The organism is Streptomyces sp. NBC_00576 (assembly GCF_036345175.1).
GTDB lineage: Bacteria > Actinomycetota > Actinomycetes > Streptomycetales > Streptomycetaceae > Streptomyces.
This window is the reverse complement of record NZ_CP107780.1, coordinates 4,957,028-4,969,952: the sequence shown is the minus strand read 5'-3', so window position 1 is coordinate 4,969,952 and position 12,925 is coordinate 4,957,028. Positions and strand designations below refer to the sequence as shown.

Genomic DNA, 12,925 nt, shown 5'->3' with positions numbered 1-12,925 from the left:
TAACTACGAGGATGGGGTCCCGCACTGTGAAAGTGCGGGACCCCATCGACGTAACCGCCGTAACAGCCATACGTACAAAGGCCTTTGGCGAGGAGGCGAAGAGGCGAAGGGCCGGCCGACGGCTAACGCCTCAACGGCCCAGCGCCGCCAGCTCCTTCGCGGCCTCCGTCAGGTCCTTCGCGGTGTCGATGGCACGCCAGTAGGCACCGTGCGGGATCGGGAAGCCGGCCAGGCGGAGTTCCCGGGCCAGGTGGGGGAACGTGGTGCGTTCGTGGTCGCCGCGCTCCGGGAGCAGGGCGGCGAACTCGGAGGAGAAGACGTACACGCCCGCGTTGATCTCGAAGGTCGACGGAGGGGACTCGATGAAGTCCGTGATGTGACCGAAGCCGTCCGTCTGGACAGCGCCCCACGGCAGCCGCGGACGGGCCAGCGCGAGGGTCGCCACAGCGTCCCGCTCGGCATGGAAGTCGGCCATGTCACGCAGCGAGAAACGGGTCCAGATGTCACCGTTGGTGGCGTACCAGGGCTGATCCGGGGCGGGAAGGTGTGCGGCCGCGTACTTGAGGCCGCCACCACGGCCCAGGGGCTCGGTCTCGACGACCGTCGTGACGTTCAGCGGCAGATCGGCCGTCTCCAGCCACTTCTGGAGGACTTCGGCGAGATGGCCACAGCTGACCACGACATCCGTCACACCCTCCTCGGCGAGCCAGACAAGCTGATGGCCGATGATCGGCGTCCCCGTGCCGGGGATCTCGACCATCGGCTTGGGCCGGTCGTCGGTGTACGGGCGGAGCCGGGAGCCCTGGCCGCCGGCGAGGACCACGGCCTGAGTGGGGCGCGACGTGGCGTTCGGATCGGTCATGTTCGAACTGTACGGGGCGCTCCGCGGGTTTGGCGGGCGAGGTCTGGGGGTGCGGACGGGGTGGAACTGGGGGTGGGGATCTGCGGGTCCGGTGGGGGCTGGGCGCGCAGATCCCCGCGCCCCTGGAGGCGGCCCCCTGCGGGGGCGCCTCCAGAGGCGTCTGACGCCTAGCCGTGGACCGCCGCCACTCCCGTGGCGAAGGACGTGTCGCAGACCGGGCGGGCGAACGACTGGGCGCGCGACGGGCCGTACATGCGGACCGCGGCACGGCCCAGGGCGCGGGCGATGGAGGTGCAGTGCCTCGCCAGCGTCGGGTGGCCGTTCACCGCCTGCTGGAGGTGGGTGAGGGCGATGCCGGGGTCCTTCTCCTGGAGCTCCAGGAGAAGCTGGTCCCGCAGGACGTCCTGCGGTGCGGGGGCAGCGGCGGCCCGGGCGGCCAAGTCCTCGGAGGCTGCCGTGAGCACCGAGTCCGAGGGATTCCCCGACCAGTTGACTCGGGTGACCGCGAGGGTCCCGGACAGCACCAGGACGACGGGCAGGACAAGGGCGAGGCTACGGCCGATCCGGCGGGCGGGGCCACGGCCACTTCGCGTCAGTTGGTTAGTGGAGTGCTTCACGCGAGTGAGGGTAGCGCTCGGTGCTGATTTGGCGACATTTAGTCACCCAATCGGGGGATGAACTGGTGCCTTTTTATGGGTAGGGCGTTGACGTACGCGATTCGAAATGACTGGTCTGCCGGGGTATCGGACATCGGGGAGCGCGCGCATGCGAAGGGCCCCGCAGCAAGCCGCAGGGCCCTTCGGTGTTCAGGTCGCGTCTCAGTCGGTGAGGCGCTCGCCCGTGGAGGTCGAGAACACGTGGGTCTCGCCCGGACGCGGCACGACGTGCAGCGTGGCGCCCTTGTCCGGGACGGCACGGCCGCTGACGCGGACGACCAGGTCCTTCAGCTCGCCGTCGACCTTGGCGCTGCCGTAGACGTAACCGTCGGCGCCCAGCTCCTCGACGACGTTCACCGTGACGGCGAGACCGGCCGGGGCGTCCTCCGTGGCCTTGGACAGCGCGCTGGCGGCGGCACCGTTGTGCTCGACGATGTCGAAGTGCTCCGGACGGACACCGACCGTGACCGTGGTGTCACCCTTGTCCGCGGCGGCCTTGAGAGCCTCGCGGTTGACCGGGACGACCGAGTTGCCGAACTTCACGCCGCCGTCGGTGATCGGGACCTCGATCAGGTTCATGGCCGGCGAGCCGATGAAGCCGGCCACGAAGAGGTTCTTGGGACGGTCGTACATGTTGCGCGGCGAGTCGACCTGCTGGAGCAGACCGTCCTTCAGCACGGCCACCCGGTCGCCCATGGTCATGGCCTCGACCTGGTCGTGGGTGACGTACACCGTGGTGATGCCCAGACGACGCTGCAGCGACGCGATCTGCGTACGCGTCGACACACGGAGCTTGGCGTCGAGGTTCGACAGCGGCTCGTCCATGAGGAACACCTGGGGCTCACGCACGATGGCACGACCCATGGCGACACGCTGACGCTGACCACCGGAGAGCGCCTTCGGCTTACGCGCCAGGTAGTCCGTGAGGTCGAGGATCTTCGCCGCGTCCTCGACCTTCTGACGGATCTCGGCCTTGTTCACGCCGGCGATCTTGAGCGCGAAGCCCATGTTGTCGGCGACCGTCATGTGCGGGTACAGCGCGTAGTTCTGGAACACCATCGCGATGTCCCGGTCCTTCGGCGGCAGGTGCGTGACGTCGCGGTCACCGATGCGGATGGCGCCGGCGTTCACGTCCTCGAGCCCCGCGAGCATGCGGAGCGAGGTGGACTTGCCGCAACCGGACGGACCGACGAGGACGAGGAACTCGCCGTCCCCGACCTCGATCTCCAGACCATCGACGGCGGGCTTCTCGGTGCCCGGGTAGATGCGGGTCGCCTTGTCGAACGAAACAGTGGCCATGGGTACTAGGCCCCCTTCACCGGCAGGAACGTGCCGGACGATCCGTAGTGGAAGGTGGTGTAGTCCACGTACGCGGACTGGTTCAGGACGGTACCCGGGGTTTCGGCGTCTGTCAGTACCTGGGGGGATGTGAACTTCGCGAGAATTTTCGAGACGGAAACTTACGAGTAGGCAGAGCACCGCACTTTTGACCTTGCCGTGAGGCTTCCTGCTTCATCACGCACCGCCGACGCACACAGCCTTCATGAACTGCGCCCGAACGGTCTTACACGCGCTCCACAGGCATTCCGGCCGACGGCCCGTCGGTCCGTACCACCCAGCCGCCGCTAAGCGGCCAGCAGACAATCCTCCAGCTCCGACGCCCTGATCAGCGCCGGTACTCCCTTCGTGGGCGGCAGCCCGGCCGCCACCAGCCAATACAACCGCAGGCCCTCGTCACGAAGGTTCACAGCCGCATTCACATCCCGGTCATGGACGACCCCACACTCGGCACACGTCCACTCCCGGACCCAGACATCCAACTTCGGACCCTTGGTATGACACGCGGAGCAGCGCCGCGTGGAGGGGAAGAACCGGTCGACGATCACCAGCGTCCGCCCGTACCACTCGCACTTGTACCGCAGCTGCCGCAACAACTCGCCCCAGGCGGCATCGATGATCGCCTCGTTCAACTTCGCCTTCCGACGACGACCCTTGCCACGCGCCGGACGCATCAGATTCGCAATGGCCAGATCCTCCACCACGAGCACTTGGTTCTCGCGCACCAGGCGGGTCGTGAACTGGTCCAACATGTCCCTGCGAACGTCACCGATGAGCGCGTAAAGACGCGCGATCTTCCGCCTCACCTTGTCCCGGTTGGCCGAACCCCTCACCTTCTTGTGCAGCTCCCGCTGCAACCGCGCCAACCTCTCCGCGTACCGCCTCAACAGACGCGGATGATCGACCTTCGTCCCGTCGTCCAGAGTGACCAGCGACGCCAACCCCAGATCCAGCCCCACCGCCATCGGCGCCAGCGAACCCGGCACAAAGGCGGTAGGCAGAGGCGCGATCCGCTCCTCCACGAGCGTCGACACGAAGTAGCGCCCAGCCCGGTCCCGCGTCACCGACAAACGCACCGGAACGGTTCCCACAGGCAGCGCCCGCGACCACCGGACATCCAACGGCACCGACTGCTTCGCCAGCGTGATGAGCCCCGTACCCGGCCGCTCCAAATCCTCCACCCACCGGAAACCGGTCCGCACATACGTCGCCGAATCCCGCGAACGCCCCTTCTTCTTCCGCTGCGGATACTTCCCCGACCCCTTGAAGAACCGCCCAAACGCCTGATCGAGATGCCGCAACGACTGCTGCAGCACCGTCGACGACACCTCCCCAAGCCATGCCGTCTTCTCCGCCCGCTTCCAGCCCGTCAACGCCCGACACGACTCCGCGAACCCCACATTCACCCGATGCCGCTCCCACGCCCCGGACCGCAGCGCCAGCCCCTCGTTGTAGACCCACCGACAGGCACCGAACGTCTTCGCCAACTGCTCCGCCTGCTCGGCGGTCGGGTAGAAGCGGAAGCGGTACAGGCGGTGCTGCGTATCCGGCTCCTTGACGTGCGCCTTCAACGGAGTCGCCGTGCGCTGGTGGTGCTTGCGGCGGTCGCCGATACCGAGGGCCTCGCGCTTGATGCGCTCGGCCTCCTCGCCTGTCACCGCTTCCAGCCTCGGCTTCTCCACCGACTCCCCCGGCTTCCCCATGAATCCCTCCCCGACGATCCGATCTTCGGAACGCACGTCAGAGCGATCAACGAACGGGTGCGCGGATGGTTACGTTTGGTTTTCGACGCCCAGGTCAAACACGAACTCCGTGGCCTGGGGGATCGCGCTCTGTGTACAGTGGAGCCGCCTTCGCGTACGGCGTTGTGGTGCGCGGTGCCTCCTTAGCTCAGCTGGAACGAGCAGATCACTTGTAATGATCAGGTCGTCGGTTCGAATCCGACAGGGGGCTCAACAGTCCAGGTCAGCTCCGAGCTGACCTGGGCTTCTTTTATGCTCGCGCCATGACTGATCAGCGCGAGGTTGTGGTCGTCCGCTGGCCGGAGCAGTCCCCTTCCGCTGATAGCGGGCTGGCCGGGCTGTTGGCCGCCTATCACCTGCGGACCGAGGCCGAGAAGGGCCAGGCCGTTGCCGACGTGGACGGGCTGCCGGGGCGGTATCGGGCGGAGATCTCGGATCCGCGGGCCGCGTTCGTCGGCGATGTCGTGCTGGTGGCCCTGAGCGGGGGCGCTGCCGTGGGGTGTGTGGTGGTGGCCGCTTCCGTCGGTGGGCGGTCGGAGATCAAGAGGTTGTGGACGGATCCGGAGTTCCGGGGGCGGGGGATCGCTTCCGGTCTGCTCCGTGCCGCGCTTGCGGGTGCTGCGGAAGGTGGGGTCAGCAGCGTGCGGCTGTCCGTGTGGGAGTGGCGGGTCGGGGCCATTGCTCTGTACGAGCGGTTCGGGTTCGTCGTCACCGAGTCGTGGGATGGGCGGGAGCGGCTGGTGTGTATGGAGTGCGTTGTGTGAGTAGTGGTTCCGGTTGCCGTCGCCGTGGGTCAGGGGTGGCGTAGTCGGCGTGCGATCTCCAGGTCCGGTTCCTCTGGTGGGTCGCCGTCTTTGATGTGCCACAGGGTGTTCTGGAGTACCCGGGCGAGGGTCCACGCGCGTGCCCGTTCGCGGTCCAGGGACAGGGCGTCTGTCAGGGCGTCGAAGCGCCAGAGGATGTCGTTGGCGTCGAAGCGGTTGTTGATGGCCGGCCAGAGGTCGAAGGCGGGGTCTCCGGCCAGGGGTTTCGGGTCGATGGCGAGCCAGGGGGCGCGGTGGGCGGCGAGGACGTTTTCGTCGTGGAGGTCCCAGTGGAGGAGGCGGTCGCCGGGTTCCGGGGCCACTTCGCGTAGGGCTGCCGCGCAGTCCTTGAGGAGGGTGCGGGCTTCGGGGTCCGGGATTTGGGGGAGTGCCTGTGGCGCTTCGTTCAGCATTCCTTCTGCGATGTCGCCGAGGAGGCGGATGCCGGGTGGGGCCGGTATGGCGGTGAGGTGGGTCAGGAGGTCGGCGATGATCAGGGTGGCTTCGTGGGCGTCGGGGTGGTGGGACAGCATTCGGGTGTGGTCGAGGCGTTCCAGGAGCATCGTTCCGGTGGTGGGGTCGTGGTCCAGGAGGCGTACGGCGTGGTCGCCGTTCCAGTGGCGGAGGGCGGTTGGTTCGTCTTTGCTCTCGTCGTCCGGGAGTTGGAGTTTGAGGGCGGCTGGGGTGTCGTCGGCGCGTAGGACCGGGAGGACCAGGGCTGTTACGCCGTGCATTGCCTGGCCGTCGATGCGTAGGTTCCAGTGGTCGAGGAAGTCGGCGGTGCGGGTGGGGAGTGCGGTGATGAAGGCGCGGCCTGCCTCCCCGTTGTACTTGAGCTGTGTGGCGGCCAGTTCGTCGGGGACGCGGATGCGGATCACTTGGCGACTGTATGTGCGTGCGTAAATTTGGGGCATGCGATTTTCGGCGGGTCCGCGCGGGGTGTGGGCTTACGTTCGTAGTGCTCCGGGCACTTATGTGTGGCTGCTGGTCCTGTTCTTCACGACGGTGGCCATACATCACATGTCGGCGGAGTTTCAGGAGGAGTTCCTGCGGCAGCGGTCGACGAACATCAATGAGTTGTCGGACCATCCGGTGCGGGTGTTGATCTCCAGTGCGATGTGGATCGACGGGTGGTGGACTCCGTACCTCGTTCTGTATTCGGTGTTTCATGCGTCGGTCGAGCGGTGGTTGGGGACCGTGCGGTGGCTTGTGGTGTGTGTGAGTGCGCATGTGTTGGCGACGTTGGTCAGTCAGGGTGCGGTGTGGCGGGCGATCCGGGACGGTTCTGCGCCGGCGTCGGCGGCGGACACGATGGATTTCGGGGTGAGTTACGGGCTGGCGGGGGTGGTGGCCGTGCTCGCGTATCGGGTGGCGCGGCCTTGGCGGTATGCGTATGTGGGGGGTGTTCTTGTGGTGTACGGGGTGCCGCTCGTCTTGTCTCGTACGTTCACTGATCTCGGGCATTTCACTGCGGTGCTTGTTGGGTTTGCCTGTTGGCCGTTGACGGGTCGGCGGGGTGGGGAGGTGTGGAGTCCGAGGGAGACGCTGGGGGCGTTGAGGCGTTGATGTTCGGCCTTGTCGCTTGGCCCTCCGTTTGTTGCCCGGATGTGGGCGGGTGTTGTGTCAGATCTGTGTGCCACCATCGTCACGTTGGCCTTCATGGGCCTCAACGACCATTGTTCCGGGGGGATTTCGATGTTTGGCTTCTGCCTGTCCGAAAGACGCGGGCGGTCGGCGGTGCCGCTGCTCGTCTGGGCCGTCCTGGTCGCGCTGCTCGGCTCGTTGTTGACGTTGACGACGACGGTGGGGGCGGCGCCCGCGCGGGCCGTTGAGTCGGAGTGTGCGCCGCTCGCGCTCGCGCCGTTCGGTGATCCGGGGGAGGCCGTGGCCCGGGGCACGCTGGAGGGTGGGGCGCAGGCCTGTTACACGGTGACGGCCCAGGCGGGGCGGCATCAGGTGTCTGTGGAGGATCCCCGGGACGGCGCTTACGCGAATGTCGTGGATGCCGACGGTGCGTCCGTCGAGTGCACGGCGCCTGGTTACGGCGTGCGGTGGTGTGATTTTCCGGCGGCGGGTGTGTACACCGTGGTGGTCGACAACTCGGGTTCCTCCGGGGCCACGGACTATCAGCTGGCCGTTGTCGCGCTGGCCGGGTCCGAGGGTTGTGCCGAGCCTGTCGGTACGTCCTGGGGGCAGCCGGTGACGAGCGGTACGGCGGTCAGCCCGGTCGAGGTCGACTGCCGGTCGTTCCGGGGCGCGCCGGGTGAGCGTGTTGTCGTCTATCGCGGCTCGAATGTACGGCAGTGGATCACTGACGCGAGCGGTACGGACATCTGTGTGCGCGACGACGAGGACGGGTGTGTGCTGCCTGGTGATGGCCCGTATCGCGTGCTGTCGTACGTCTTCAACGACGACCAGCTGCCGTATGACTACGAGTTCCAGGTCCGAAGGCTGTCTGACGCCGAGGGTTGCCCGGTGGTGGCGGTCGGTGTGTATGGGACGGTGCCCGAGGCGGGTGGGGTGCGTTGCCGTTCGCTGAGTGTGCTCGCCGCGGGCCGGTATCTGGTGAATCCGATCGGCCGTGAGCAGGGCGACGATCTGTGGTCGTACGTCTATGACGGTGCGGGCAGGAAGGTTTGTCAGGCGGGTGGTTGGTGCGCGTTTCCCGCCGCCGGTACGTACACGCTGGTGGTGGGTGACCCCACTGCGGTCAGCGACTCGGAGTACGCCACGGTGTTCCTCGACCGGACGGGCACCGAGGGGTGTCGTACGGTCGGTTGGGGGCTGTACCAGGGTGAGTTCGGTGGTCCGGGTCAGTACGACTGTCTGGTGCTGCCGGGTGCGCGGGGGGTGCCGTTCGGGGCGTTGACCTCGCTCGGCGGGCGGCCTGATGCGGACTACGAGGTTGTCGACAGCGCGGGTGTCGGGCAGTGCGACGAGACGACGCTGAGTGCGGGCACGTGTGCGCCCACCGGCACTGCGCCCTATCGTCTGCTGGTTCACTCGGATTCTGGGACGTTGGCGGGGGCGTACGGCATCGACCTGGTTCGTACGGACACTGCGCAGGGTTGTGCCGAACTGCCTGCCGGTAGTTTCGACGTGAACGGTGCCAAGGCGTCCTTCGCCACTGGGGGCGGTGTCTTCGCGCACTGTCTGACCATCCCGGCGAACGGACACACGAAGGCGGAGATTTTCCAGTTGATCGCCACCTCGGGCGGGGTGAGCGCGGGTTTCTCGGTGGTGGACTCCACGGGCAAGCAGGTCTGTGAACGCTGGGCCACCACCAATGGCTGGACGGTGTGTGGACTCACTCCGGGCAGCGCTCACACGGTGCTCGTCAATGGCTGGGACAAGGTCGCCACGTACACGCTGGCGCGCCGGGACGTGACGGCTAGCGCTGGTTCGGCGGGTTGTGTCACGAGTGCGGCGGCCAAGGTGGGTGGCGCGTCCCTTGTCGGTGCGTATGGAGGTCCGGGCACCCTCAGTTGCCGTCGGATCACCACGTCGGGCGCCACGGATGTGGTGCACATGAACGTGCGGGACGCTCTGGGCACCGGCAACATCGCGGTCATCGGTGCTGACGGGAACACGGAGTGCTCGTATCGCAACAACGCCTGTGCGGTTACCGGTTCCACCAGTCACCAGGTCCTCGTGCAGGTCCCGGCGACCCTGAGGGCGCCGGATGCCTTCCGTTTGGACGCCCTGCGGATCGCGACCGCCGAGGGTCCGGCGCCGGAGTGCGTGAAGGTGCCGTCGGTGGCGTACGGGTATGGGCCGATCCTGGGCAGGCTGGACGAGGCGCACACGGCGGTGTGTGCGGCGCTGCCGACGTCCGGGTTCGACCACTTCAAGACGGAGATCAAGGACACGACCGGCGCCGCGGACACGGCGGTGCCTGCGCTGTACAACGCGTCGACCTGGGCCAATGGCTGCATCCACTACATCCCGGAGGGTTACGACTGCGACCCGCTCGGCTCATCCTGGGCGAGTACTCCGAGTGTGTTCGTGCTCGGTCTGCCGGAGAAGGTGTCCGCTACCTCCTACAGCGCCAGGCTGGTGTGCTCGTATGCGCAGTGCGGCCCTGAGAAACTCGATGTCACAGGGGTGAGTCCGGCGACGGGAGCCGCCGGCACGAAGGTCACTCTCACGGTGACGGGGGCCGCGCTTCCGGCGGATTCCGTGGTCAGGCTGGCGCAGTCCGGTAGGACGTTGACCGCGCGGACGGTAGGCGTGTCCCCGGACAACCGGACGCTGACGGCGACCCTCGACCTGACCGGCGAAACCGCTACCGGTACGTGGAGCGTCAGCGTGATCGCGCGGGGCCGGGAGTTCCAGCGGGGACTCTTCACCGTGGCCGAGCCCCAGCTGAGGAGCACCGCCCCGCCGAAGGTGACCGGCACGGTCAAGGTCGGTGCCAAGGTGACGGCGGCGCCCGGGAGTTGGTCGGCGGCTCCGTCCTCGTACAGCTTCCAGTGGAAGGCCGACGGCAAGGCGATAGCGGGGGCGACTGCGGCGGCGTATGTCGTTCCCGCCGGGCAGCTCGGCAGGAAGCTGAGTGTGACCGTCACCGCGGTCAAGGGCGGTTGGAAGAGCGGGTCGGCGACCTCGGCCGCGGTGGCCGTGGCGAGGGGGGATGCGCCCAAGGCGACGAAGCTGCCGGTGATCGGCGGGACGGCGAAGGTCGGGAAGGCGCTCAAGACGTCGGCCGGGACGTGGAGTCCGGCGGCGACGTCGTACGCGTACCAGTGGTACGCGGGCGGTCAGGCGATCGCGGGGGCGACCAAGTCCTCGCTCGTGCTGAAGGCGGCCCAGAAGGGCAAGAAGATCACCGTGAAGGTGACCGCGCGGCGGGCCGGGCACCAGGACGGGGTCGCGGTGAGCAAGGCGACGGGGGCGGTCGCGCGGTGAGTTGAGGCGGCCGGGGCGGCTGGTGGACGGTCGTTGTCGGTCGTTGTCGGTCGTTGTCGGTCGTTGTCGGTCGTTGTCGGTCGTTATCGGTTCGGCGGTTCGGCGGTTCGGCGGTTCGAACGGTGAGGGGGCGGGCCTTGGTGGGCTCGCCCCCTCAACTGTGCGTCATGGCTCCAGTACCACCTTGCCGGTCGTGCCGCGGTTTTCGAGGGTGTGGTGGGCGGCTGGGGTCCCTACTCTTTGACCTCAAGCGCGCTTGAGGTCAAGAGGGTTGAGAGGGTCGAGATGGTGGAGGCGGTCGCGGTTTCGGCGGTTGCCCAGTGCCAGTGAAACGGCGGTCAGCGCGCTGTTGAAGGAGACCTCCGCGAGGACGCCGGGGGCGGCCACCTGGTCGCCGGCGAGGTAGACGCCGTCGCCGCGTTCGATCGCGGGCCGGTCGCGCCAGCTCGTACCCGGCAGGTCGACCGCGCCGGTACGGCCGTTCGCGGTGGCCTCGCGGCGCCAGGTGACGCGTTCGCGCCAGCCGTCGAAGGCCAGGTCGAGCAGTTGTTCGGCGCGGGCGATGCCCTCGGTACGGGAGGCGCGCGGGGCGATCGGGAACTGGCCCTGGAGGAGCTGCTCGCCGGCCGGGGCGAGGGTGCGGTCCTGCGCGGTGAAGCGTTCCAGCCAGCCGGGTGCGTCCAGGTCGGAGACGACGAAGGGGTCGCCGCGCCGGGTGCGTACGGCGAGGTCGAGGAGGACCGTACGAGCGCCGGTCCAGGTGAGGGTGTCGTCGCCCAGGAGGCGTCGGGCGGTGTCGAGGGAGGTGGCGACGATGACGGGCGTGCCGGTGGGGAGCGTGTCGACTCGGGACAGCGTCTCCACCCGTACACCCAGGTTCCAGGCGCGGGCGGCCATCCGGTCGATCACGCTGGCCCAGCCGCCTCGGGGGTAGTGGGCCTCGGGTGGGAGGGCGGCGGCGCGGCGCAGTCGTTCCTGTACGAAGGCCGCGGACAGGGTGCCGGGGTCGTGGTGGAAGAGGGCGACGGCGGAGTAGTGCGCGGCGGCCAGGGCGCCCTTATCGCCTGCCTGCTCGGTGGCCCAGGTCATGAAGTCGACGTCCATGGGGGCCTGTTGGGCGCTGCGGCGCAGCAGCTTGAGCATGGCGAGGGGTGGGGTGCGGCGCAGGGCGCCCTGGTGGCGGAAGTGGAATCGGGCGGCTTCGAGGGGCGGGAGTGGGGCGAGCGGTCCGATCAGGTCGCGGCGTGTGAGCCAGGTCCAGTGCGGGCCGCCGCTGTAGAGGGCGTGCGGGCCGTCGTTCGTACGGTAGGGCCCCTCGGCGGTGCGGCCCCGGCCGCCGAGGGTGTGGTGGGCCTCGTACACGGTGACCTTGGCGCCGGCCTCTGCGGCGGCGATGGCGGCGGTCAGGCCGGCGAAGCCGCCGCCGATGACGGTGATGGGTGTGCGGGCGGGGGTGCCGGTGCGGGTGTGGGTGCGGACCGGGTGCATGTTCTGGGTCTCCCTGTGGTGGGCGCCTTTCTGCCTTCTGCCCGTAGGACGGCTCGCGGGGGCGGAATGTGACATGGGGTGGTGCGGGGAGCGTTTTTGCAGGTCAGGGGGATTGTCAGTGGTGGGGTGCAGGATGGGGGGCATGGCGAGGCGAGTGGTGGGTGGAGCAGGTGGTTCCGGGGCCAGGGCCGGTTCTGGTTCTGGTTCTGGGGTGAAGGGGGCTCGGCGGCCCGAGGTGCGGTTGCCGTCGCTGGAGCCGTTCGGAGGCGGGGAACTGGAGGCGGACGGGGACTACGACGGGCTGGATTTCCGGGAGGCCGACTTCGCTGGGCAGGACGGCGGCGGTGCCCGTTTCATGGACTGCGCGCTGACGGGGTGCGCGCTGGACGAGACGCGGCTGCATCATGCCCGGCTGCTCGACTCGGTCCTCACGGGCATACGGGGCGTCGGCACGAACCTCGCCGAGTCGACGCTGCGTGATGTGGAGCTGGTCGATGCCCGGCTGGGCGGGGTGCAGTTGCACGGTGCTGTGCTGGAGCGGGTGTTGGTGCGGGGCGGGAAGATCGACTATCTGAACCTGCGCAAGGCGAAGATGAAGGATGTCGTCTTCGAGGGGTGTGTGCTGGTGGAGCCGGACTTCGGGGGTGCGGTGCTGGAGCGGGTGGAGTTCGTGGACTGTGTGCTGAAGGGGGCGGACTTCAGTGAGGCGAGGCTGAGAGACGTGGACTTTCGGCGGGCTGCGGAGTTGGGGTTCGCGCGGGGGGTGGATCGGTTGGCGGGGGCGGTGATCAGTCCTGTGCAGTTGCTTGATCTGGCGGGGGTGTTCGCGGCGGAGTTGGGGGTGCGGGTGGAGTAGGTGGGGGTGTGTTTCCCACCCACCCGCCCGTCTCGGTCTGTTTGGCGGGCGCCCTCGAAAGCGGCACATTCGTCTCGCCGGGCGGCTGAGAGGCAACGCCGGTGCAGCACAGGTTGTGTTTCCCACCCGCCCACCCGTCTCGGCACGATTGCAGGGCGGCCTCGAACCTCCCTCGGCGCAGGCCCGCATCTCCAGCCCGGGTGGTGCCTCTTCAGCCCGGGCGGTACCTCTTCATGGCCCGCATCTCCAGCGTCGGCCTGCACCATTCAGCC

Annotated in this window: 10 protein-coding genes and 1 tRNA gene; 5 read left to right on the top strand and 6 right to left on the bottom strand. The window is 68.2% G+C overall.

The features are described from left to right. Positions 1–130: 130 nt before the first annotated feature. The 4 genes from OG734_RS21250 to OG734_RS21235 all read right to left on the bottom strand — a co-directional run bounded on the left by OG734_RS21250 (position 131) and on the right by OG734_RS21235 (position 4,559). Complete coding sequence (locus tag OG734_RS21250) at positions 131–862, bottom strand: nucleotidyltransferase family protein (RefSeq protein ID WP_330289111.1); 732 nt, start codon at positions 860–862, stop codon at positions 131–133. 167 nt (positions 863–1,029) lie between these two features. Then, positions 1,030–1,479 (bottom strand): hypothetical protein, encoded by a 450-nt coding sequence (locus tag OG734_RS21245; RefSeq protein WP_330289110.1) that lies wholly within the window; start codon positions 1,477–1,479, stop codon positions 1,030–1,032. A 201-nt stretch (positions 1,480–1,680) separates the two neighbouring features. Further along, complete coding sequence (locus tag OG734_RS21240) at positions 1,681–2,817, bottom strand: ABC transporter ATP-binding protein (protein WP_330289109.1); 1,137 nt, start codon at positions 2,815–2,817, stop codon at positions 1,681–1,683. 326 nt (positions 2,818–3,143) lie between these two features. Further along, on the bottom strand, positions 3,144–4,559 hold the full coding sequence (locus OG734_RS21235; protein WP_330289108.1) for an RNA-guided endonuclease InsQ/TnpB family protein: 1,416 nt from the start codon (positions 4,557–4,559) through the stop codon (positions 3,144–3,146). A 176-nt stretch (positions 4,560–4,735) separates the two neighbouring features. Here OG734_RS21235 and OG734_RS21230 point away from each other — a divergent pair. Together OG734_RS21230 and OG734_RS21225 are read left to right on the top strand one after the other, a co-directional pair. Next, positions 4,736–4,809, top strand: a tRNA-Thr gene (locus OG734_RS21230). A gap of 52 nt (positions 4,810–4,861) precedes the next feature. Next, positions 4,862–5,362 (top strand): GNAT family N-acetyltransferase, encoded by a 501-nt coding sequence (locus tag OG734_RS21225; protein ID WP_330289107.1) that lies wholly within the window; start codon positions 4,862–4,864, stop codon positions 5,360–5,362. A gap of 29 nt (positions 5,363–5,391) precedes the next feature. Here the strand turns inward: OG734_RS21225 and OG734_RS21220 are convergent, their stop codons facing one another. Further along, complete coding sequence (locus OG734_RS21220; RefSeq protein WP_330289106.1) at positions 5,392–6,315, bottom strand: aminoglycoside phosphotransferase family protein; 924 nt, start codon at positions 6,313–6,315, stop codon at positions 5,392–5,394. Between OG734_RS21220 and OG734_RS21215 the strand changes: the two genes are divergently transcribed. Together OG734_RS21215 and OG734_RS21210 are read left to right on the top strand one after the other, a co-directional pair. After that, positions 6,314–6,967, top strand: coding sequence for a rhomboid-like protein (locus OG734_RS21215; protein ID WP_330289105.1), 654 nt, complete (start codon positions 6,314–6,316; stop codon positions 6,965–6,967). The two genes, OG734_RS21220 and OG734_RS21215, sit on opposite strands and share 2 nt — an antisense overlap. A 129-nt stretch (positions 6,968–7,096) precedes the next feature. Then, positions 7,097–10,309: a Tat pathway signal protein gene (locus tag OG734_RS21210; protein ID WP_330289104.1), complete on the top strand. Its 3,213-nt coding sequence runs from the start codon at positions 7,097–7,099 to the stop codon at positions 10,307–10,309. Between the two features lie 246 nt (positions 10,310–10,555). On the opposite strand, the gene OG734_RS21205 is transcribed toward OG734_RS21210, so the two are convergent. Further along, positions 10,556–11,797: an NAD(P)-binding protein gene (locus tag OG734_RS21205; protein WP_330289103.1), complete on the bottom strand. Its 1,242-nt coding sequence runs from the start codon at positions 11,795–11,797 to the stop codon at positions 10,556–10,558. Between the two features lie 211 nt (positions 11,798–12,008). Here OG734_RS21205 and OG734_RS21200 point away from each other — a divergent pair, with 211 nt between their 5' ends. Then, entirely contained in the window at positions 12,009–12,653 is a 645-nt protein-coding gene (locus tag OG734_RS21200) for a pentapeptide repeat-containing protein (protein ID WP_330289102.1), read from the top strand. Positions 12,654–12,925 lie beyond the last annotated feature (272 nt).